Origin of the sequence: Ancylobacter mangrovi (genome assembly GCF_024752335.1) — a bacterium.
Classification (GTDB): Bacteria; Pseudomonadota; Alphaproteobacteria; order Rhizobiales; family Xanthobacteraceae; genus Ancylobacter; species Ancylobacter mangrovi.
The window spans coordinates 54,811-75,599 of record NZ_JANTHY010000010.1 but is presented as its reverse complement, the minus strand read 5'-3'; the positions used below and the strand labels follow the sequence as shown (position 1 = coordinate 75,599).

The 20,789-nt window shown below is 62.3% G+C and carries 21 protein-coding genes, 1 pseudogene and 1 riboswitch; of the genes and pseudogenes, 7 read left to right on the top strand and 15 right to left on the bottom strand.

Translation table 11 applies throughout. The features are described 5' to 3' along the window. Positions 1–285 precede the first annotated feature (285 nt). The 8 genes from NVS83_RS20390 to NVS83_RS20355 form a co-directional block, all read right to left on the bottom strand. Positions 286–1,080, bottom strand: a complete 795-nt coding sequence (locus NVS83_RS20390) for an N-acetylmuramoyl-L-alanine amidase family protein (protein WP_258740992.1) — start codon at positions 1,078–1,080, stop codon at positions 286–288. Then, positions 1,077–1,952 (bottom strand): cell wall hydrolase, encoded by an 876-nt coding sequence (locus tag NVS83_RS20385; RefSeq protein ID WP_258740991.1) that lies wholly within the window; start codon positions 1,950–1,952, stop codon positions 1,077–1,079. The genes NVS83_RS20390 and NVS83_RS20385 overlap by 4 nt, the downstream gene beginning before the upstream one ends. Next, entirely contained in the window at positions 1,949–3,922 is a 1,974-nt protein-coding gene (thrS, locus tag NVS83_RS20380) for a threonine--tRNA ligase (RefSeq protein ID WP_258740990.1), read from the bottom strand. The genes NVS83_RS20385 and thrS overlap by 4 nt, the downstream gene beginning before the upstream one ends. Then, positions 3,919–4,227, bottom strand: a complete 309-nt coding sequence (yidD, locus tag NVS83_RS20375) for a membrane protein insertion efficiency factor YidD (RefSeq protein WP_309486228.1) — start codon at positions 4,225–4,227, stop codon at positions 3,919–3,921. The genes thrS and yidD overlap by 4 nt, the downstream gene beginning before the upstream one ends. After that, the gene (locus NVS83_RS20370; protein WP_258740989.1) at positions 4,224–4,676 is read right to left on the bottom strand and encodes a SufE family protein; all 453 of its coding nucleotides are present in this window, start codon (positions 4,674–4,676) and stop codon (positions 4,224–4,226) included. Before NVS83_RS20370 ends, yidD begins: the two co-directional genes overlap by 4 nt. Further along, entirely contained in the window at positions 4,673–6,043 is a 1,371-nt protein-coding gene (gene cysS / locus NVS83_RS20365) for a cysteine--tRNA ligase (RefSeq protein WP_258740988.1), read from the bottom strand. Before cysS ends, NVS83_RS20370 begins: the two co-directional genes overlap by 4 nt. Before the next feature lie 194 nt (positions 6,044–6,237). Then, on the bottom strand, positions 6,238–7,359 hold the full coding sequence (locus NVS83_RS20360; RefSeq protein ID WP_258740987.1) for a CobW family GTP-binding protein: 1,122 nt from the start codon (positions 7,357–7,359) through the stop codon (positions 6,238–6,240). 35 nt (positions 7,360–7,394) lie between these two features. Next, positions 7,395–7,889 carry a Fur family transcriptional regulator gene (locus NVS83_RS20355; protein ID WP_258740986.1) on the bottom strand — a complete coding sequence of 165 codons (495 nt, stop codon included), beginning with the start codon at positions 7,887–7,889 and terminating at the stop codon, positions 7,395–7,397. Positions 7,890–7,979: 90 nt separating this feature from the next. Here NVS83_RS20355 and folE point away from each other — a divergent pair, with 90 nt between their 5' ends. The 5 genes from folE (at position 7,980) to NVS83_RS20330 (ending at position 11,955) form a co-directional block, all read left to right on the top strand. Continuing rightward, positions 7,980–8,618, top strand: coding sequence for a GTP cyclohydrolase I FolE (folE, locus tag NVS83_RS20350; protein ID WP_258741182.1), 639 nt, complete (start codon positions 7,980–7,982; stop codon positions 8,616–8,618). Then, positions 8,615–9,106: a phosphoribosyl-AMP cyclohydrolase gene (gene hisI / locus NVS83_RS20345; protein WP_258740985.1), complete on the top strand. Its 492-nt coding sequence runs from the start codon at positions 8,615–8,617 to the stop codon at positions 9,104–9,106. Before folE ends, hisI begins: the two co-directional genes overlap by 4 nt. A gap of 136 nt (positions 9,107–9,242) precedes the next feature. After that, the gene (locus tag NVS83_RS20340; RefSeq protein ID WP_258740984.1) at positions 9,243–10,523 is read left to right on the top strand and encodes an LVIVD repeat-containing protein; all 1,281 of its coding nucleotides are present in this window, start codon (positions 9,243–9,245) and stop codon (positions 10,521–10,523) included. 129 nt (positions 10,524–10,652) lie between these two features. Next, positions 10,653–11,447, top strand: a complete 795-nt coding sequence (gene ribD / locus NVS83_RS20335) for a bifunctional diaminohydroxyphosphoribosylaminopyrimidine deaminase/5-amino-6-(5-phosphoribosylamino)uracil reductase RibD (RefSeq protein ID WP_309486227.1) — start codon at positions 10,653–10,655, stop codon at positions 11,445–11,447. Then, positions 11,440–11,955: a transcriptional repressor gene (locus NVS83_RS20330; protein WP_258740983.1), complete on the top strand. Its 516-nt coding sequence runs from the start codon at positions 11,440–11,442 to the stop codon at positions 11,953–11,955. The genes ribD and NVS83_RS20330 overlap by 8 nt, the downstream gene beginning before the upstream one ends. Here NVS83_RS20330 and NVS83_RS20325 read toward each other — a convergent pair. The 3 genes from NVS83_RS20325 to zigA form a co-directional block, all read right to left on the bottom strand. Continuing rightward, positions 11,936–12,247 carry a hypothetical protein gene (locus NVS83_RS20325; protein ID WP_258740982.1) on the bottom strand — a complete coding sequence of 104 codons (312 nt, stop codon included), beginning with the start codon at positions 12,245–12,247 and terminating at the stop codon, positions 11,936–11,938. The two genes, NVS83_RS20330 and NVS83_RS20325, sit on opposite strands and share 20 nt — an antisense overlap. After that, positions 12,244–13,305, bottom strand: a complete 1,062-nt coding sequence (locus NVS83_RS20320; RefSeq protein WP_258740981.1) for a CobW family GTP-binding protein — start codon at positions 13,303–13,305, stop codon at positions 12,244–12,246. The genes NVS83_RS20325 and NVS83_RS20320 overlap by 4 nt, the downstream gene beginning before the upstream one ends. Before the next feature lie 137 nt (positions 13,306–13,442). Further along, a complete protein-coding gene (gene zigA / locus NVS83_RS20315; protein ID WP_258740980.1) occupies positions 13,443–14,672 on the bottom strand; it encodes a zinc metallochaperone GTPase ZigA in 1,230 nt (409 codons plus the stop codon). 112 nt (positions 14,673–14,784) lie between these two features. Between zigA and NVS83_RS20310 the strand changes: the two genes are divergently transcribed. Continuing rightward, on the top strand, positions 14,785–15,234 hold the full coding sequence (locus tag NVS83_RS20310) for a nuclear transport factor 2 family protein (protein ID WP_258740979.1): 450 nt from the start codon (positions 14,785–14,787) through the stop codon (positions 15,232–15,234). Positions 15,235–15,449: 215 nt separating this feature from the next. After that, entirely contained in the window at positions 15,450–17,405 is a 1,956-nt protein-coding gene (locus tag NVS83_RS20305) for a PhoX family protein (protein WP_258740978.1), read from the top strand. Between the two features lie 508 nt (positions 17,406–17,913). Here the strand turns inward: NVS83_RS20305 and NVS83_RS20300 are convergent. From NVS83_RS20300 to NVS83_RS20285, 4 genes and pseudogenes are all read right to left on the bottom strand, one after another. Continuing rightward, positions 17,914–18,714 (bottom strand): SDR family NAD(P)-dependent oxidoreductase, encoded by an 801-nt coding sequence (locus tag NVS83_RS20300; protein WP_258740971.1) that lies wholly within the window; start codon positions 18,712–18,714, stop codon positions 17,914–17,916. Between the two features lie 93 nt (positions 18,715–18,807). Next, positions 18,808–19,839 (bottom strand): aldo/keto reductase, encoded by a 1,032-nt coding sequence (locus tag NVS83_RS20295; protein WP_258740969.1) that lies wholly within the window; start codon positions 19,837–19,839, stop codon positions 18,808–18,810. A gap of 12 nt (positions 19,840–19,851) precedes the next feature. Next, positions 19,852–20,160, bottom strand: a complete 309-nt coding sequence (locus NVS83_RS20290; RefSeq protein WP_258740960.1) for an ArsR/SmtB family transcription factor — start codon at positions 20,158–20,160, stop codon at positions 19,852–19,854. A 180-nt stretch (positions 20,161–20,340) separates the two neighbouring features. Then, positions 20,341–20,439: pseudogene (locus NVS83_RS20285) on the bottom strand (GTP-binding protein); the annotation flags it as partial. Positions 20,440–20,565: 126 nt separating this feature from the next. Continuing rightward, positions 20,566–20,782: riboswitch (cobalamin riboswitch) on the top strand. Positions 20,783–20,789: the final 7 nt, after the last annotated feature.

The window sequence follows — 20,789 nt, the reverse complement described above, 5'->3', positions numbered from 1 at the left end:
CGCGGTCGCCAGCCATCGCCGCGGATGTCCAACGCCTTGCGCAGCTTCGAACCCTTTTTGCACTTGCCGGCGTGGAGCGCAGCGTGACGCTGTCGATGATCGCGGAGCTCGGTTGCGCCGGCCGCCCGGCGGCAAGGCGCAGCACCGTGCAAAGATCTCGGCCAACGCGTCGACGCATTCGTCCCTGTGCGCTGAGCCTGTTGATAGATGATCTCCCAAGGCGGCTTGCGGGACGCCATCATCCTAAGACCCTAGAAGATAGCGATACTCAATCCCAATCAACATCTAGTCTCTTTCTAGCCTGATCATGCCGTTGATACTTGCAGAAATCCCGTCTTTCAGCGAAGCGACCACCTCGCGGCGATGGGCGGCGGAATGAAGGAGCTGCTCGTCATCCTTGTTCGACATGAAACCCATTTCCACCAGAACGCTGGGCGTTTCGAAGGAACGCAGGACTACAAAGTTTGCACTACGAACTGGATTATGAAGCATGCGTATTTTCGCAGAGAGCGCATTGACCATTTTATCCTGCAGACGGGCCGAGAAGATTCGGGTTTCTCTTTGAGTCAAACTCGCAAGAATCTCCGCGACGTCAGGTGAATAGGATCGATACTCTTCCATGGCCCTTGGATCGACAGCGTTCTCTCGTTGGGCGAGCTCGTCGGACTGTGCATCGGAGGCGCGCAGCGCCAAGGTGTAGACGCTCGCCCCCCGTACCGACCGGTCCTTGAGCGCGTCGGCGTGAAGCGACACGAACAGCGCGGCGTTGTGCGCCTGCGCGCAAGCCCTGCGTTCATCGAGCGGGATGAAAACGTCATCCTCGCGTGTCAGCATCACGCGGCAGTGACCGGTACGTTCCAGTTCCGCCTTGAGAAGACGGGCAATGTCGAGCGCAACCTGCTTCTCCAGCAAACCGGTGACGCCGACCGCCCCGGGATCATGACCACCATGGCCCGGGTCCAATATCACCAGGGGTGGAGCAGAGTCGGCGCGCAGTTGATCCGGACCAAGCGCCGCGGAGCCCAATGCTGCGAGCGCGAGGAGGACACGACGTCGGGTATAACGCGTCACGCCTGTCATTGCCGGCTTCCGGGCCAGTAACCCTCGGCGAATGCCGAGAATGGGGTCCTGCTGCTCGAACCAACGACGGTTGGTTCGAGGTAGGCGCGGACCAGGACGCGTGCAGCATCATCGGGACGTTTCGGCGGCAGCGGAATAGGAAGCGTGACTTGGGAGCCATCCGCTTGTCGTTGCGCCGATTGGTCAGTATCTGCGACGACCACGCTGGCGTGCCACTCCTGTTCCCGATTCGGAGGGGCGGCGAGCCGCTCGGGTGGCAAAGGCACGCTTGCAATCGCCACGTCGCCCTCGCTTTGCTGGGCTGGCGGGATGCTCGAAGCTGCCAGGACCGAATGCCCGATTAAAGATGCGCGCCCGCGCTTTTCATAGAACGCGTTCCCCCCCGCCACCGCGACATAGTGCATATTCCTATAAGGGAAGGTGTAGCCAGCGGTATGGAAATGCATCGCCTTGCCCACGGCATCGCTCCGCTTTCCAGAAAGGACGGCGCCGGCAATCCGCTCAATTTTTGGAAGCGCGCGCGACCTCATCGGCTTGGTCAGCACTCCCTCGGCAAACTGTCGTGGCTGCCCGACAACGCCACAGATCGTGTCCGGGAACTCCGGAGATGCCAGCCGATTCATCACCACCGTGCCGACGCCGAGCAGGCCCTCTTCGCTCGCGCGACTAGACTCGAAGTACATAGCCCGGACGAGACATTCCTTCTGTCTGGAATCAGCGAGGCTGGCAGGTTGGACAAAAGCCGGCGATCCAGCCTCGTCAGACTCCGATGTGAGGTGCGTCGCCGGGGTCACGGAGCAACCCGCAATCGCCGGGCTCAAAACGATCAGGGCAGGACACAGCCGGCGACGCATGGTCACGCGAAAGGTCATACCGCAAGATCCAACGAGGACGCCCCCTGATCGCTCGCCGCGAGCGCTGCTGTCCAAGCATAAGGTGGCCTGGCTTCGACGCTCAGCCGATGAAGCACATCCTCCAGCGACAGGAATTGCGCCGCCGGAGAGCCCAGCCGCCTCAGCGAGACGCCCCTCTCCTCCACCTCCCGTTTGCCGATGGCGAGCAGGACTGGCACCTTGGTCGAGCTGTGCTCGCGCACCTTGTAGGTGATCTTCTCATTACGGAGATCGAGTTCGACGCGCAGCGAGCCATGGCGCAGCTTGGCCGCGACCTCGCGCGCATAATTGTCGCCATCAGAGGTGATGGTGGCAACGACCGCCTGGGTCGGCGCGAGCCAAAGCGGGAAATGCCCCGCATAATGCTCGATCAATATGCCGGTGAAGCGTTCGAGCGAGCCGAACATCGCACGATGCAGCATGACGGGCGTCACCTTCTCGCCCCTGTCGTTTATGTAGAAGGCCCCGAAGCGTTCCGGCAGGTTGAAGTCGACCTGCAGCGTCCCGCACTGCCAGTCCCGCCCGATGGCGTCGCGAAGCACATATTCGAGCTTCGGGCCGTAGAAGGCCCCCTCGCCTTCATTCACCGTGTAAGTGCGGCCCAGCGTCTCGAGCGCCTGCTTGAGCGACAGCTCCGCCCGGTCCCAGGATTCGTCGGAGCCAATCCGGTGCTGAGGCCGCGTTGAAAGCTTGATGCGGATGTCGGTGAAACCGAAATCGCGATAGATCGACAGGATCAGGTCGTTGACCAGGATGCACTCGGCCGTGAGCTGGTCTTCTGCGCAGAAAATATGCGCGTCATCCTGGGTGAAGGAGCGCACGCGCAGAAGCCCATGCAGCGCGCCTGATGGCTCGTAGCGGTGCACCTTGCCGAACTCGGCAATCTTGAGCGGCATGTCGCGGTAGCTCTTGAGGCCCTGCTTATAGATCAGCATGTGGCCGGGGCAGTTCATCGGCTTCAGGGCGAAGTCACGGTCGTCCTCGGTTTTCGTCGTGAACATGTGCTCGCGGTAGTTCTGCCAGTGACCGGAGGTCTCCCACAGATGTCGGTCCATGATGTCCGGCGTGTTGACCTCGACATAGCCCGCGGCCGCCTGCCGCTCGCGCATATAACCGATAAGGGTCTGGAACAGCGTCCATCCTTTCGAATGCCAGAAGACCGAGCCGGGGGCCTCCTCCTGGAAGTGAAACAGGTCCATCTCCCGGCCGAGGCGGCGATGATCGCGCTTCTCGGCTTCCTCCAGCATTGTGAGATGTGCATCGAGCTCGGCCTGGGTGGCAAAGGCGGTGCCGTATATACGGGTGAGCATGGGCTTGCTGGCATCCCCTCGCCAGTAGGCGCCAGCAACCTTCGTCAGCGTAAAAGCCTGGCCGATCTTGCCCGTCGACGTCATATGCGGACCGCGACAGAGATCCAGCCAGTCGCCCTGGCGATAGATCCTGATGTCCTCGCCTTGCGGGATCGATTCGATCAGCTCGACCTTGAAGCTCTCGCCGCGCTCGCGGAAAAAGGCCTCCGCCTTTTCCCGGCTCCAGATCTCCTTCGTGAACGGCCTGTCGCGGGCGATGATTTCCCGCATGCGCGCCTCGATCGCCGGCAATTCATCCGGCGTGAAGGGGGCGTCCCGTGCGAAATCGTAGAAAAAGCCGTTCTCGATCACCGGCCCTATGGTCACCTGGGTTTCCGGAAACAGTTCCTGCACCGCCTCGGCGAGGACATGCGCGGCATCATGGCGGATCAGCTCGAGCGCGCGCGGGTCGTCACGCGTCACAAACTCGACGTGCACATCACGATCGATGCTGTCGGAAAGATCGGTAAGCCTCCCGTCGACCAACATCGCGACAGCCTTCTTGCGCAGCGAAAGCGAGATTGTGGCAGCGATCTCCGCGCCAGCAGCCGGGGCCTCGAACTCGCGGGAGGCGCCATCAGGCAAAGTGATGCGGATCATGGGAGAAACCTCAAGATTACTCGTTTCAGAGTCGGCCGCTGGATCGGAACGGGGTCATATCCAAAGCCACCGAGGGGGTGGCAGCGCGCAAGGCGCCACACTGTCAAAGCCAGCCCCCACGTCGGCCCGTGTCGTTTCAGTGCCTCAATGGCGTAGGCCGAGCAGCTCGGCTGAAAGCGACAGGACGGCCCATGGGTAGGCGAGAGGAAGATCTGATAGGCGCGGATCAGGACGATCAGGAATGTGGCGAGAGCGCTGCTGGCCAAGCGAACGACGGACTGGGCCGCGAAAACGGCGCAGCTCATGACGCCAGCCTCCGCGTCCCATCGACATCGGATGCAAGAGCCACAAGTCGCTCGTGGATCCGCAGCAGCGCGACGCGGCGGTGAGGCGAAAGGTTTTTGGTCAGCCCGATCCTGTCGAGGATGACGGGTGGGTGGCGCAGGATCTCCGCCGGCGGCTCGCCGCAATAGAGCTCGACGACAAGGGCCAAAATCCCGGCCAGGATGGGCGTATCGCTGGCGGCATGGAGGAACAGCACGCCGTTTTTGCGCTCACCGGCGAGGAAGGTGTTACTGGGGCATTCCGGGACGCGATAATAGTCGGCTCGAAAGGTCGCCGGCAACGGCGGCAGACTTCTCGCGACTTCGCTCAGATGGAGATAGCGGTCCGCCCATTCATCGATGAGTAGAAATTCGTCGATGAGACGTTGTTGCCGCTCAGCGATGGTTTCCCCGGACCTGCGGCGCATCATGAAGAGGCCCTCCGCCATTCGGTCCGATCACCGTTGTCCTCAACGAGGACACCAAGCTCTTCCAGTTCCTCGCGCATCTGGTCCGCCTGGTCGAAGGCGCGGGCGGCCCGTGCCTCGCTGCGCCGTGCCACCAAGTCCTCGATCTGCGCGACGTCGATATCATCATCTGTCGTGTCCGATTGCCGGAACCAGTCCTCCGGCTTCTGCTGAAGCAGGCCCAGCAAGCCGCCCGCCTCGACAAGCGCCGCCTGCAAGGCGGAACGCGCTTCGCGGGAGGGTTCGCGTTGCAGCAGGTTCGCAAGGCGGAATAACTCCGACAGAGCCGCCGGCGTGTTGAGATCATCATCCAGGGCGGCATGAATCGGGTCGAGGATCGAGGGATCCCACGCTGCGAAAGAGGACACATCCGGATCACGGACGAGACCGTAGAGGCGATCCAAGCTGCGGCGGGCCTGCTTGAGCCCTCGGGAGCTCCAGTCGAGAGGGTGGCGATAATGGGCCGAGAGCAGCGCGTACCGGATGGCCTCGCCCGGCGCCTCCTTCAGGAGTTCGCGGACCAGAAGCACATTGCCGAGCGACTTCGACATCTTCCGCCCCTCGACGATGACGAAGCCGTTATGGATCCAGTACCGCGCGCGCGTCCCCTGCGCGATCTCGTTTTCATGGTGCGGGAAGATCAGATCCTGGCCGCCGCCATGGATATCGATCGAGGAGCCAAGATGGCGCCCGATCATCGCCGAGCACTCAATATGCCAGCCGGGGCGTCCGCGTCCCCAGGGGCTATCCCAGCCCGGCTGTTCCGGCGTCGAGGGCTTCCAGAGCACAAAATCGGCAGGATGCCTCTTGAAGGGAGCGACCTCGACACGCGCACCAGCGATCATGTCCTCGGGGCTGCGCCGCGAGAGCGCGCCATAATCCTTGAACGACGGCACATGGAAAAGCACATGCGCCTCGGCCTCATAAGCATGGCCCTCGGCGATCAGCCGCTCGATCAGACCGATGATGTCGGGGATGTGCTCCGTAACCTTGGGCTCGATAGTCGGCGGCTGCACACCGAGTGCCGCCATATCGGCGTGATAGGCTTCTGTATAGCGCCCGGTGATGATCCCGATGGGCACTCCCTGCGCGAGCGCGGCGGCGTTGATCTTGTCGTCCACGTCGGTGAGGTTGCGCGCATAGACGACCTTCGAAAACTGCCGTCGCAGCACCCGTGCCAGCACATCGAAAACGAGGGCCGGACGCGCATTGCCTATATGCGCGAAATCGTAGACCGTCGGCCCGCATACATACATGCGGACCTCATCAGCCCGCTGCGGGACGAACGGCTCCTTACGGCCTCCGAAGCTGTTGGTCAGATGAAGGGACATGAGTATCTCGACGTCAAAGATGAACGTGGTTCAGGGGAAGCCGTTGTCAGCTCCGCAGCAGCAGCTCGGTGGTCGAGCAGGACCCATACATCGCGGAATGGCAGGATCGCGCGACATGAGAGCTATAGCGGTGCCAACGTTGGCTCGCATAGCCGGCGAGGGCACGTCACGGCGGCGGCGGGAAGACGACGAACTCACGCGACGGCTCCATTCGGCTCATCCCGGACCGCGGCGCTTGAACGAAGCAGATCAAAGCCTCGTTTCAGGAACTCGTCTGTTAGATCGCGCCCGATCATCACAATGCGTGAGCGGCGGTCGTCGCTCGGCCAATCGCTCAGGATCACCGGCGGATGGAAGATGTGCTGGACGGCGTGAATGACGAATGGTGCCGGCGCTCCCTCGACGTGAATGATCCCTTTCAGGCGAAGGATGTTCGGCCCGCGCAGCATCATCAGGATTTCAAGCCACGTATCGAAGAGCTCCGGGGGAATAGGATTGTCGACGGTGCAGGCGACCGCGGAAATCCGGTCATCGTGCCGGTTTTCGCGGTAGCGGTGATGAGGCGGTGATGCCAATTCCGGCCCAGGCGCATTCGTCTGCTGATGAGGGCTGCGACGTCCGCCGGGTGCGCTGTAGGCCTCAGCCTTGAGCCAATTCTGGACGTCAATACTCTTCGTGAGGGGGTTGTAGAGCCCGGCATTGAGCACGTCTACGGGATCGACCACGCCGTTGTGCGCGTGAATGATGGGTGCGGCCGGGTTCAATGCGCGCAGTCGGGCTTCGATAGCTTGCCGGCTCGTGGCATCGACAAGGTCCGTCTTGGTAAGAAGAATTCGATCCGCGACGGCTGCCTGCTTCACCGCCTCCATCTGAGTGTCTAGTGTTGCTGAGGCGGCCGCGGCGTCGACCGTGGCTATGACACCGTCGAGTTGGAAGGCATAGGACAGGAGGCGGTCCGTCATCAAAGTGTGCAGGATCGGTGCTGGATCCGCCAGACCGGTGGTTTCGATGACGACGCGATCAAAAGCAGGAATCTCACCCGTAAGCCGGCGGGCAAACAAGCTGCCGAGCGCACGGGAAAGATCGCCGCGAACGGTGCAGCAGACGCAGCCCGATTCGAGCAACGTCACGTTCTCGGTCGTCGCTTCCACCAGCTCGTGATCGAGCCCGATTTTCCCGAATTCGTTGATGATGACGGCCACCCGCGCAAGCGCGGGAAGGCGCAGAAGATGGTTCAGCACAGTCGTCTTCCCGCTGCCGAGGAACCCGGTCAGGAGAGAAACAGGCGTGGGATGTGCAGGAAGGTTCGGCGCCACGAGGTCGACCCAGTCGGATAGAAATGATGAAACGATCAGACGGTCGCGACTTCGGCGGACTGGCAGCTGGCGCAGGTGCCTTGCAGTTCGACAACTTGGCGGCCGATGCGGAATCCCAGGCTAGCCGCGTCGCGTTTGAAGAGCGCTTCCATGCCCGCGTTTTCGATCTCCGCGGAGCTTCGGCAGGTCTGGCAGATGAAGAACACGCAAGCATGCTCGTGATCGGGATGAGCGCACGGAACGAAAGCGCTCATTGATTCAATTCGTGCGACGAACCGCTGATCGAGAAGGAATTCCAGTGCCCGGTACACTGTCGGCGGGGTGAGCCTGCGCCCGAGCTTTGCCTCGAGAGCCCGAATGACATCGTAGGCTCCCAACGGCTGTCCCGCCTGCCAGAGCACCTCGAGAACGGCGCAACGCATCGGCGTGAATTGAACGCCCCGTCGCTGACATGCGAGTTCGGCAGCGTGCAAATTGCTGGCGATCACCCCATTCTCCGGAATGGGACGGGCAAATGCCGACACGATCATCTAACCCTCCTCCTTCCATCAGGGACTTGCCTGCAACGTTATAACATTGCACTGTGAACGGCAAGAAGCGTCTCTTGGGAGCCAAGCGTGATGAATGTTGCGGTGAGCGGTATGACGAAGCCTCCGCTATCGAAAGGTGCCCGCCGTCGGCCCGCTCGTGCGGACGTCGAGGCGGCCGTCCGCCTCTTGATCGAATGGGCGGGAGATGACCCTGATCGCGAGGGTCTCGTCGACACACCGGCGCGCGTCGTGCGCGCCTATGAGGAGTTCTTCCAAGGGTATCACACCGATCCAGCCGAGCTGCTCGGCCGTACCTTCGAGGAGACGAATGGCTACGACGACATCATTATGCTGCGTGACATGCGGCTGGAAACGCATTGCGAGCATCACATCGTCCCGATCGTCGGGAAGGTTCATGTCGCCTATCTTCCGAACCGGCGTGTCGTCGGCATCAGCAAGCTGGCCCGCGTCGTCGAGGCCTATGCGAAGCGGCTCCAAATCCAGGAAACGCTGACGTCCCAGATCGCAGAGACTATCCAGGAGGTCCTGCAGCCCCGTGGCGTCGCCGTCGTCGTCGAGGCGGCACATATGTGCATGACGACGCGTGGCATCCGTAAGCCAGGTGTCAGCATGGTGACGCGTCGGTTTCTTGGGGCTTTCCAGGCAAATGCCGAATTGCGGCGTGACTTCCTGTCGTCGATCTCCGGCCCTCGGGAGACTTTCGGATGAACCCACTCGTAATCGACCTCGCGAAAGCTTTCGCCTCGCGGGATTCCGTCGAGCAAATCGAGGAAGGCGTGCTGTTGGCACCCAGATTCGATGCCGATGGTCTAATTCCGGTCGTTACCACCGACGCGACGTCCGGCGACGTACTGATGATGGGCGTGATGAATGCCGAAGCGCTCCTGCGAACGATCGAGACGCGCGAGGCCCACTACTGGAGCCGCAGCCGAAAATGCCTCTGGCACAAGGGATCGACCAGCGGCCTCGTACAGAAGATCGTGGAAATCCGGGTCGACGATGACCAGGACGCGGTGTGGCTGCGGGTCGACGTCGCTGGCGAGGCGAGCTGCCACGTCGGCTATCGCTCGTGCTTTTATCGAGCGGTGGCAACGAACGCCCATTCGGGAGCCGTGCTCTTATCATTCAAAGAGCCGCAGAAGGCATTTGATCCAACGCTGGTCTATGGTGACACACCCAATCCCACAATACTGTAACTCCGGCAGCGCTTACCGCCCGTCAAGAAGCCGAGCAATCCAGCCAGTAATTTTACAATACGCTCTACGCAGGAGCCTTAATCAGCAGAGGCACAAGAAGTGCGTCTACGAATGCACTACTGTGGAGGAAATGACCATGTCGCGTCCCTATTTCCATCCCAACCCGGTCCGTGGCGGCGGCGGCGAGCAGTACATCGGGGTCGAACACTCACTCAGTGAGCCGTGGCCCGAACAAGCCCACAATGTGCGTCTGGTTGGTCATTCACCTTTGAATGGGTGGGGCGACGCCTTCCAGATCCAGGTTGGAAAGGGCATCTGCTACGTCGCGGCGTCCGGAGTGAACGGCCACGATGGCATGACCATCCTCGACGTAAGTGATCCGTCCAAGCCGAGAATCGTCAATCAGCTCGTCGACAGTCCTGCCGCGCGGACGCACAAGGTCTTGCGGATCACCGATGACGTGCTGCTGACGAACAGCGAACTGAGGCCGAACCTGCGCGGTCAGTATCCGGGTGTCGTCGGCGGACTGCGCATCTTCGATTGCAGTGACCCCATCAATCCGAAGTTCGTTCGCTACATAGAAACCGGAGATCTCGGCGTTCATCGTCCGATCTATGATCGTAGGCGCAATCTGCTCTACAGCTCGGCACACAAGCAGGGGTTCGACGGCAAGATCCTGCTCATCCACGACATGAAGGAGCCATGGAATCCCGAGTTGATCGGCGAAGCCTGGCTTCCGGGCCAGAAGGAAGGAGAGACCCCGATATGGGATGTCGCTGCCGTGGAGAAAGGAGGCGCCTGGTGCCACGAGGGCAACCCCTGGGGCAACTTCGTCACCGTTGGCTATTGGGACGCGGGCATCGCCATGTTCGATTGCACCGATCCGGCGACGCCCAAACTGATGTGGCGCCATAATCCCCACGAAACCCACGGCTGGTCAGGCTGCTACCACAGCTTTCTCGTTCCTCATGGCTCCGAGTTCGGGATAGTCACGCAGGAAACCACCACGGTGAACTGCGATCATCCGCCGGCACACATCACGTTCTACGATTTGCGCAACCCGCTTAAGCCGCTTCCGATAAGCACCTTCATGCCGCATGACATCGACCCTTACACCATGCGACCCCGGGATGAGAAATGGTGCAAGACGGGAGCGCGCTATGGTGCCCACAATATCTGGCTTGATATGGAGAAGGATGACCTGATCTATATTTGCTGGTTCAATGCCGGTCTCAGAATCGTCGACTGGTCGAACCCGTTCAAGCCGCGAGAAGCAGGGTTCTATATTCCGGCAGGTACTACGGAACGTTGTTGCCCGCAAAGTAACGACGTTCAGGTCGACCGCGATACTGGACTCATCTATATGGCCGACCGATGGGGATTGGGACTGCATATCCTGGAGTACACAGGCGGCTAAGTTTCGAGGTCGGCACGAGCGGGATGGTGTTGGGGCTTGCGGCCTGTGCTCTGCAACGTGGTCGTGAGCCCCTGCCATCACGCCCCATGAGCAATCGACTGGAAATCCACTGGTGCAAACCGACGCCCAATGCCTACATTAGTACACGATGACGATAGGCCTGCTTTGCGTTATGGCCCCAATCGGGATGAAGCCCGAGCAAGCAAACCGCCGTCCGCCGATCGACAAAATAATGACGAATGCTGGATGAACGAAGCCATCGAACTCGCTCGAGACATGCAGGGGCTCGTTTGGCCGAATCCTGCCGTGGGGTGCGTCATCGTCAACGACGGCAGAATTGTGGGGCGAGGACGAACCCAATATGGCGGACGGCCTCATGCTGAACGCGTCGCGTTGAACCAGGCTGCCGGTCATGCACCCGGCTCCACCCTCTACGTGACGCTTGAACCATGCTGTCATTGGGGAAAGACGCCTCCATGCGTCGATGCGATTATCGCTGCTGGGGTTTGCCGCGTCGTCGCCTCCCTTCAGGATCCGGATCCGCGCGTGAACGGGGGCGGCTTCCGCAAGTTGCGCCAGGCCGGGATCAAAGTGGAGGTCGGCCCAGGAGCGGAAGAAGCCCGCGAGACAATGGCCGGCTTCTTCCATCGAATCGCAACCGGCCGTCCGCTCGTCGAAATCGGCGAGCGTGCTCTTGCCCCGTCGTCTATCCCCCGGGGCTTTGATGCTGTCGTGCAGAGCGGCGAGCGGAAATTATGGCTGCTGACCCGAGGACGTCGAGGTGAGACTTTTGCGGAAGGCCTTGAAGGCCTGAACGATACCTTTGCCTTGCTCGATCAACTCGGGACGCGCGGCCTCACACGGGTGTATGTTTCTTCCAGCGATCCGTTTGCAGAGAGGCTGATGACAGGTGCTCATGCATGATGTCGCGACAAGCCTGCCCAGCGTTCCTTGCCCGCCTGATCCGGCTGGCGACGATGCAAGGCTGGAGATCGCAATAAGGCTCTGCAGGGAGCGGAATGTCCTTTTCACTCCGCTTCGGCGCAACGTGTATGGACTTCTTTGCCGTCATGGCGGCGCTTTGACGGCGTACCAGCTGGCGGCGCTCTATAAAGTCACGCACGACAAGCCGATGGCGGCGGCGCCGATCTATCGCGCTCTTGCGTTCCTGCAGAAGCAACACTTCATCGCCCGGCTTGAATCTACGAACGGCTATTTCGCCTATGCCCGACCGGCCGGGGTCCCACCTGACGTATTCTTCATCTGCCAAAGCTGCGGTGCCGTAGACGAAGCGACGGACCCCTTTACGGCATCCCGCCTCGACGAGGGCGCTGCGCGCTGCGGTTTTCGCGTCAAACGTCGGATCGTTGAAGTCGAGGGCACTTGCGCGCGCTGCTCGGCCGACAAACCGTTCACCGCCCATCGCCGCTGAAATCTTCGTTGGCTGGCAGCGATCCATTCTCGATCGCCGCGATTACGTCCTCCTCTACGACATCAAGCAATGATTTGTGCACGGCAAACTTCCGTGGCGCCACCGTGTCGCTCAAGACGAGAATAACCGTCTGTCGAGGCGGGCAGCCAGCCTGGCTGCAGCTAAGCTCGTTCACAGACACCACGTTCTCGGCGAGGTTCAGGGCTTGTCGCAGCCAGGTCTTTATGCGCGCGGAATGCTCCGGGAAGCCGTTGAATCGCGACTTGCGAAGCGGGTTCGAGAACGTATTCACGCGCCGACTGCCCGTCGCCGCGCGGTCCTCGGTCGCAGGGATTGAAACAACTCACGGATCGGCTTCAGCGGCATGTTGTCGCCGATCACCATCACACGGCTGCGCACATCCATGCTCGGCCAATAGTCGAGGCGGTGCGTCGGATAGAGGCGGTGCTGAACGGCATGCGCAACCAGTGGCCGCGATGGATCGTCGGCTAAGGCGAAGAGTCCTTTCAGCCGCAGCAGCCCCGTATGTGGCTGGCTGGTCAGGACTTCCAGGAAAGCGTCGACCGCCGCCGGGTCGAGCGGCTCGTCATGATAGAGGGGCATTGCTTCGATGGCCGGGCCATGTCGGTTGGGATGATGAACGGGATGCTCAGCGAGCGGTTCGGCAAGATTCTCCATCGCAAGCCAACCGAGCACATCCTCGGGCTTGTCGCCGGCTGAGTAAGTGCTGGCGCCAATCAACGCCACAGGGTCGAAGCCAGCAGCGTTGCCGTCGATCACCGACGCGGTCGGATTGATCTCTCCCAACCTGTGGTGCCAGCCGGCTGCAGACGCGAGATCCGTCTTCGTCAATACGATCTGATCGGCAAAGGCCAGTTGCTTCCAACATTCGAAGTGGTCACCGAGGGTCTCCTCGCCGTTCTGCACGTCAAACGCCGCGACGACACGAGAGAGGCGAAAAGCGCGGGCCACGACATGATCCCGAAGCGCGATCGCGGGAGCGCCGCCCGGAATGAGACTGTTGACGATGGGGGCGGGATCCGCGAGCCCGGTCGTTTCGATGATCACCCGCCGGAAAGCGGGAATCTCGCCCTGGCGCCGGTCCTCATGCAGCTCGTACAACGAAGCCCGGATATCGCTGCTCGCGGCGCAGCACAGGCAGCCGGAGCTGTTCAGAATATACTGCTCGCTGCCGCGGCGAATGAGATCGTGATCGACAGAAACCGAGCCGAACTCGTTGACGATAACGGCGGTATCCCGCATGCGGCGATCGGCAAGCAGCGCATTCACGAGCGTGGTCTTGCCTGAACCGAGAAAACCCGTCAGCAGCGTGATAGGGATCGTGCTCATGTCCGGAACCTGGGCGGCTGTCATGCGGACGGCGGCTGACTGACCTGCGCGAAAAGCCGAGAGAGCATCTAAGAGCCGATCTTCATCGGGCGATGCCTTTCAGTGGAAAGGCACCGCCCGCTTGAATTCGACGGCAATCATGCCGCATGCGGGACGCCCCATTTGGGGAACGGGTCGGGAAGGCGCCGGAAGGCGGTTGGGTCGAATTCCTTGATCTCATCCTGAATCAGGCACGCATCGAGCGCCGCGCGAATGGCGCCGTCATCCATACCCGTGCCGATGAAGACGAGCTCCTGCCGCCGGTCGCCCCAAACCTTATCCCAACTGCGCTCGAGAATCTTGCGCCATTCGGGGTGGTCCGGCCAATAGGCCTTGGGCACCGCAATCCACCAGCGCCCCATCGGGCTGACGCGGGCCAGCGCGCCGGCCAGCGAGAAGTCGCCGACCCAGTCCGGTCGCGTCGCCAGCCAGAAATGCCCCTTGGCCCGGATCAGGCCGGGCCATGTTTCGGCAAGGAAGGCGTTGAACCGCTCCGGGTGGAAGGGGCGGCGGGCGCGATAGACAAAGCTGCTGATACCATATTCCTCCGTCTCCGGCACATGGTCCTTGAAGCCATAGAGTTCCTTGGCCCAGAGCGGATGCTGCTCGGCCTTCTCCTCGCTGAACAGGCCGGTGTCGAGCACCTCGTCAAGCACGACGCGGCCGAAATCCGTCTCGACGATGCGGGCGTCCGCGTTGAGCGCCTTCACCACCTTGCGCACGTGGTCGAGCTGTTCGGCCGATACGTCCGACTTCTTGTTGATGATGACGACGTCGGCAAACTCGATCTGCTCGACATGCAGGTCGATCAAGGTGCGATTGTCGCCTTCTCCAGCGACCTCGCCGCGGTCGCGCAGGAAGTCGTTCGAGGAATAGTCCCGGAGCAGGTTCACCGCGTCGACCACCGTCACCATGGTGTCGAGGCGGGCGACGTCTGAAAGGCTCTCGCCGTTCTCGTCGCGGAAGGAAAAGGTGCTGGCGACCGGGAGCGGCTCGGCGATGCCGGTGCCCTCGATGAGCAGATAGTCGAACTTGCCGTCCTCGCTCAGCCGACGGACCTCGACGAGCAGGTCGTCGCGCAGGGTGCAGCAGATGCAGCCATTGGTCATCTCGACCAGCTTCTCGTCGGTCCGCGACAGGTCCGCACCGCCATCGCGCACGAGATCGGCATCGATGTTGACTTCGCTCATGTCGTTGACGATGACCGCGACCCGCCGGCCCTCGCGGTTGTTCAGAACATGATTGAGCAGCGTGGTCTTGCCGGAACCGAGAAAGCCGGACAGCACGGTGACGGGCAGGCGTTTGTCAGGGGAAAGCGACTGGGGCATCTTGCACCTTCATGCAATGTTATAACATTGCATATTGATGTGCATGTCGGCTATCTGCTGTCAAGGCTAGAACGGTTCCGAGAACGCCGCGTGTGGCGGCAAAGGGACACGGATGAGCGCGATTGATACCACGCTGCGCGAAGCTGAAGATCGTCTGGGACCGGGCGAGGCCGCTTGTCTGAGCGCGGCCCGCAAGGCCCTGTTCCATTGGGCGGAGGTGATCTCCTCCGGTGACGTCGCAAGCGTGCTTGCACTATATGCGCCGGACGCCATTCTCGTGCCCACGCTCTCGAACGAGATCGGGGAGCGCGAGGAAGAACGCCGGCGCTATTTCGAGAGCTTTCTCTCCAATCAAGGCCTGCGATGCACGATTTCCTCGCAGAAGAAGCGCGTCAGCCGCAAGCTCGGAACCGTGGTCATCGGCGGGCTCTACACATTCGACTTCATCCGCAATGGACGCGCGGAATCGGTGCCGGCGCGCTTCCTCTTCACCTTTGAAGAGATTGATGGCCGCTGGCTGATTACCGGGCACCACTCATCGCGGCTGTCAGAAGCGATTTGATTCGATCTAGCGTAGACACGCTGAATTCCTTGACTCGCGACGATCTCAAGCCGCTCGACCGCACCGCCTGACCGGATTCGGGCCTCAGGGTTCATCAAAGCTTCTTATAGCCGATCTAATCGGGTCGGGTCGCTGACGCGATGCGCTCGTCCATTGCTGACGATGAACCCTATGGCCCCCGAGGCCTCGCCCTCCGAAGAAATCCGAGGTCAGACATGTTCGATTCGACCAACGCTTCGCGCCGCCAGGCACTGAGGTTCCTCGCCAGCGTGCCGATGCTGCCGCTTGGCGCGTCGGCGGCCACCTCGCTTCTCGCGCTCGGCACGACGCGCGCCGCGACCGCTGCGCCCGCGGGCTTCGCCTCGGCGACGTTCAGCTCGATGGCCGCGCCCACGCTGGCCGTTCCGGCCGCCATGGCGACCACGACGGTCGGTTCGGAGCTGACGGTGACGCTTGCCGACGGCAGCACCCAGGCGTTCAAGCTGGCCTACCAGCCGTTCTTCATCACCGGTGACATGGTGCCGGATGGCAAGGGCGGCCAGATCCTGGCCGGCGGCTATTACGACATCCACAACAAGCCGATCATCGATACCTCGGTGCCAGACAAGGAGCGCCAGTTCTTTTCGGACTCCCCGGACGGCACTTCGCTGCTGGCCCCGATTGCCGGCGCAAAGGTCGACGGTGTGAAGGGCGAGACCGTGTTCGCCGTCGTCCAGTTCGAATATATGTCGCGCGACCAGAAGGGCGACGACACCTATGGCCGCATGCCCTCGCCGATCGCCGTCTTGACGCTCGATCAGGATCCCGACACCGGCAAGCTCAGCCTGGTGAAGTACCACAACGTCGACACCGCTCTGGCGCACGGGCTGTGGATCACCTGCGGCGCCAGCCTTTCTCCGTGGAACACCCATCTCTCGAGCGAGGAGTACGAGCCGGACGCGTTCTCGACCGCCTCGAACAAACAGTTCCTCGCCTACAGCAAGAACCTGTTCGGTGACGAGACGACGGCAAACCCCTATCACTACGGGCACCTGCCGGAAGTGAAGGTCAACGCCGACGGTACCGGCACGCTGACCAAGCATTACTGCATCGGCCGGATCTCGCACGAACTGGTGCAGGTGATGCCGGACCAGCGCACGCTGCTCATGGGTGACGACGCAACCAATGGCGGCCTGTTCATGTTCGTCGCCGACAAGGAAGCGGACCTGTCGGCCGGAACGCTCTATGTCGCGAAGCTCGGCGGCGCGCTCTCGACCGACACCGCGGCGCCGGCCGATACGATCACCTGGGTGAAGCTCGGCCACGCCACCAGCGCCGAGATCGAGAAACTCGCCGACACGGTGAAGCCGACCGAAATCATGGAGATCGCCAAGGAAGATCCCAAGGATCCGAGCTTCACCCGCATCGCGATGAGCGGCTCGTTCCACTGGGTGAAGCTGAAGCCGGGCATGGAGAAGGCCGCGGCCTTCCTGGAAACGCACCGCTATGCCGCACTGATGGGCGGCAGCATGGTCTTCACCAAGATGGAAGGCACCACCATCAACGCCAAGGACAAGGTTGCCTATTCGGCGATCTCCGCCATCCGGGATTCGATGGTGAAGGGCGGTAAGGGCTGGTACGAGACGTCGGGCGTGGCGCTGGACAAGGCAGTCGAGGCGGGCGGCATTCTGGCGCACGCCGTCAGCGGCGGCCAGAAGGACAGCGGCGGCGAGGTGATCGCCAGCGAGTGGGTGCCGTTCGAGACCCGCTTCGTGCTAACGGGCGAGGACATCACGCCTGACGCGCTCGGCAACACCGCCAATCCGGACAGGATCGGCAACCCGGACAACATCAAGTTCTCCGAGCGCCTGCGCACGCTGTTCATCGGCGAGGACAGCGGCATGCACGTCAACAACTTCCTGTGGGCCTACAACGTCGATACCGGGCAGCTGTCGCGCATCATGTCGGTACCGGCGGGCGCGGAATCGACCGGCCTCCACGCCGTCGACGAGCTCAACGGCTGGACCTACGTGATGAGCAACTTCCAGCACCCGGGCGACTGGGAGAAGCTGCACGCCAAGGTCAAGGACACGCTCGATCCGCTGGTTCGCGCGAACTACAAGGACCGCTTCGGCGCAGCCGTCGGCTATCTGACGGCCGATGCGACCAGCATCAAGCTCGACAAGGCTTGATCCGGACGGTCGTCACGAAAGGATGGAATGGCGAGTGGGCCATCGCGCCGGCCCGCCGCCGGCAAGGGCGCTTCTCGCCGATCGCGACGACGACGCTCCGGCCATCCAAGATTCCGCTGCCGAACGCCGATTAAGCGACGGGACAAACCGCCGCCATTTGTATCCGCCACTTCCACTCGATGGTCAGTGGGTTTGAGTTGATACAAATGAGCGAGGACCGTTCAGCATCACCGAGCTGCTGATCGGCGCGTTCAACTGGCTCGATCTCGTCCCCAAGGGCCACAACGAAACCGATACGTTGAGTTGGGTGCTGCTGCACGACGAATATGGAGCAGACATCATCCGGCGCGGTGCGCGGGCCTCGAGGGGGCGCGGCCAAGGCCGGGTGATGCAATGCTTCTCCTGAATCATTCGGTACCCGGAGCGAGCAGAAAGGCACGATTATTCGGCGCTTCGTTTCCGTCTCGTGCGGAAGGACGAGCCGAACCTGGCCGCCTATGGACGCGAACTAGTAATGGATCGCTCCTGCGGCCCCGCCCCCGCAGGCAACGGCATCACCATTGATTGCCACGCTGCGGGGGGACGCGAGGAAGGCGACGACATCGGCGACCTCGGCCATGTCGATAAGGCGCCCGACGGTGACATTGGCCGCCAGCCGCTTCTCGATTTCCTCCGGCGCCACGCCGCTGGAAGCCGCGCGGGTGGCAACCAGGGGATCGGTCTTTTCCGTGCGGGTGAGACCGGGATGGACCACCGTGACGTTGATCCCCTTGGGGCCCAGTTCGTCGGCGAGGTTCTTGGTCAGGGCGGCGACGGAGACGTTGCGGATCGACCCAATGATCGAGCCCGTCTGCCGCGCGGCGAGACCGCTGATGTTGATGATACGGCCCCACCCGGCGGCAGCCATATGGGGGGCCGCCTCGCGTGCCGTGCGGAGATAGCCCATCACCTTGACGTTCACGTCATTCCAGAACAGCTCGTCCGTGATTTCGGCCAGCTTCGGGGGTGGTGCCTGCCCTCCCGGCTTGGCGGCGGCATTGACGAGGATGTCGAGGCCTCCGAGAGCTGCGAGCGTCCCCGCCACCAGCGTTCTCACCGAGCCGTCGTCCTGCGTGTCGACGGTCAATCCGACGATCCTACGCCCGGTTTCGGCGGCGAGCTCGTCTGCGGCGGCCTCGATTTCGGCGGCGTTACGGGAGGCGATCACGAGGTCCACCCCTTCCAGGGCCAGCTGTCGGGCGATGGCGCGCCCGATCCCCTTGCTGCCGCCAGTCACCAGGGCACGCTTGCCGGTCAGTTGCAGATCCATGGCTCATCTTCCTCAGGCTTGGGGAGCGCGTCGGCCCGGAAGCGGCAAAGGCCGCCGCCGGCCGCAATGCCGGTCGATGCGGACAGGACGATCTCACCAGCTCGTGGGCTTGGGATTGCGCTCATCGAAGTCGCGCTGGTGCCAATAGGGGTAGATCGGCGTCTGGTAGCTCGCCTTATCGAGCAGGGCGACCTGCTGGGGCGTAAGCGACCAGCCGACGGCGCCGAGATTCTGCTTGAGCTGCTCCTCGTTGCGCGCGCCGATGACGATGTTGGCGACGGTCCGCCGTTGCAGCAGCCAGTTCAACGCGACCTGCGCCACGGTCCTGCCAGTGTCCTTCGCCACGAGATCGAGCGCGTCGACGACGCCGAACAGATACTCGTCGTCGACCTGCGGGCCACCCTGGGCGCCGCCGGAGGCGATGCGGCCGGCGGGCAGCGGTTCGCCGCGGCGGATGCGGCCGGTGAGCCGGCCCCAGCCGAGCGGGCTCCACACCATCAACCCGACGCCCTGGTCGAGTCCGAGGGGCATCAGCTCCCACTCATAGTGACGACCGATCAGCGAATAATAGCCCTGATAGGCGACATAACGGCCGAGGCCGTATTTCTCCGACGTCGCCAGGGCCTTCATCAGGTGCCAGCCGGAAAAATTCGAGGCGCCGATATAGCCGATCTTGCCGGCGCGGGTCAGGTCGTCGAGCGCGTGAAGGGTCTCCTCGACCGGGGTGAGCGCGTCGAAGCCGTGCATGAAATAGACGTCGATATGGTCGGTGTCGAGCCGCCTGAGGCTCGCCTCGCAGGCCCGCACGATGTGGTAGCGCGAGGAGCCCTTCTCGTTCGGTCCGTCGCCGGTCGGGAAGGTCGCCTTGGTGGAGATGAGCACCTTGTCGCGCCGGCCCTTGATGGCCTGGCCGAGGATCTCCTCCGACACGCCCTGCGAATAGACGTCCGCGGTGTCGAAGAAGTTCACGCCGGCATCGAGGCAGAGATCGACGAGGCGCGTCGCTTCGGCGACGTCGGTCTGCCCCCAGCGCTGGAAGAATTCGTTGGAGCCGCCGAACGTGCCGGTGCCGAGGCTGAGCACGGGCACCTTAAAGCCGGAACGTCCGAGTTGCCGGTATTCCATGAACAAATCTCCTCAGGTGTTGTGCTGGCCGAGAATGGCATCGAGAAGTCCCGGGAACCGAAGATTGACGTCGTGTCGGCGGACGCTGTTGACGACCTCGACCCCTCTGCGCTCCGAACGGATGAGCCCCGCCTCGCGCAGGATGCGGTGATGATGTGAAACGGTAGATGGCGGCAGCGCCTCGCACGCCTCGCTGCAGTTCATGCTGCCTTTGGCCAGCAGCTTCTTGACGATGTCCCGCCGGGAGGCATCCGACAAAGCGTGCAGAATGCCATCGAGCGTGAGTTCACCGGCCGGGGGATGATGGAACGTGCGGACCATGAGTTCTTCTAGCCGAACGTTTCAACATTTCAAGAATATGGAAATATAGACGCGGCACATGCTCTACACATTTCCGGCACCAGCCGCGGCGGCCAGCCCGCGTCGCCTAATTCTCGCGCGCCTCGACTATGCGGCGCGCCGCGTCGTGAAATCCACGCCGCGAGCCGTCGCGCCGGGTCTCCCCTCGCCGTTGGCCAGCACATGGTTAAGAAGGGCGGTCTTGCCGGCGCCGAGACAGCCGGAAAGCGCCGCGACCGGAAGGCGAGGTTCCGCGCATATATGCACGCTACTCTTGCATGCTGATGCAGCGTACCATTTTCATGGAGAATGAAGCCGGATCAAGCCCTGCGCTCGTCATATCCGGAATAAACTGATCCAGATATTGACCTCATGAGACGATAAGGCGCTAAATATGGACGTCACGGTCCCTCGAATCGCGAGATGAGAGGGCTAAGAGGGAAGCCGGTGTGACGCCGGCGCTGCCCCCGCAACTGTAAGCGGCGAGCCGATATCCAGCCCTGCTCCAGACGGCACAGGGGGTCACTGAGGCGACGAGCCTTGGGAAGACGGATGGAGGCACGGACCCGCGAGCCAGGAGACCTGCCGCGACACCGATGAAACGTCCTCGG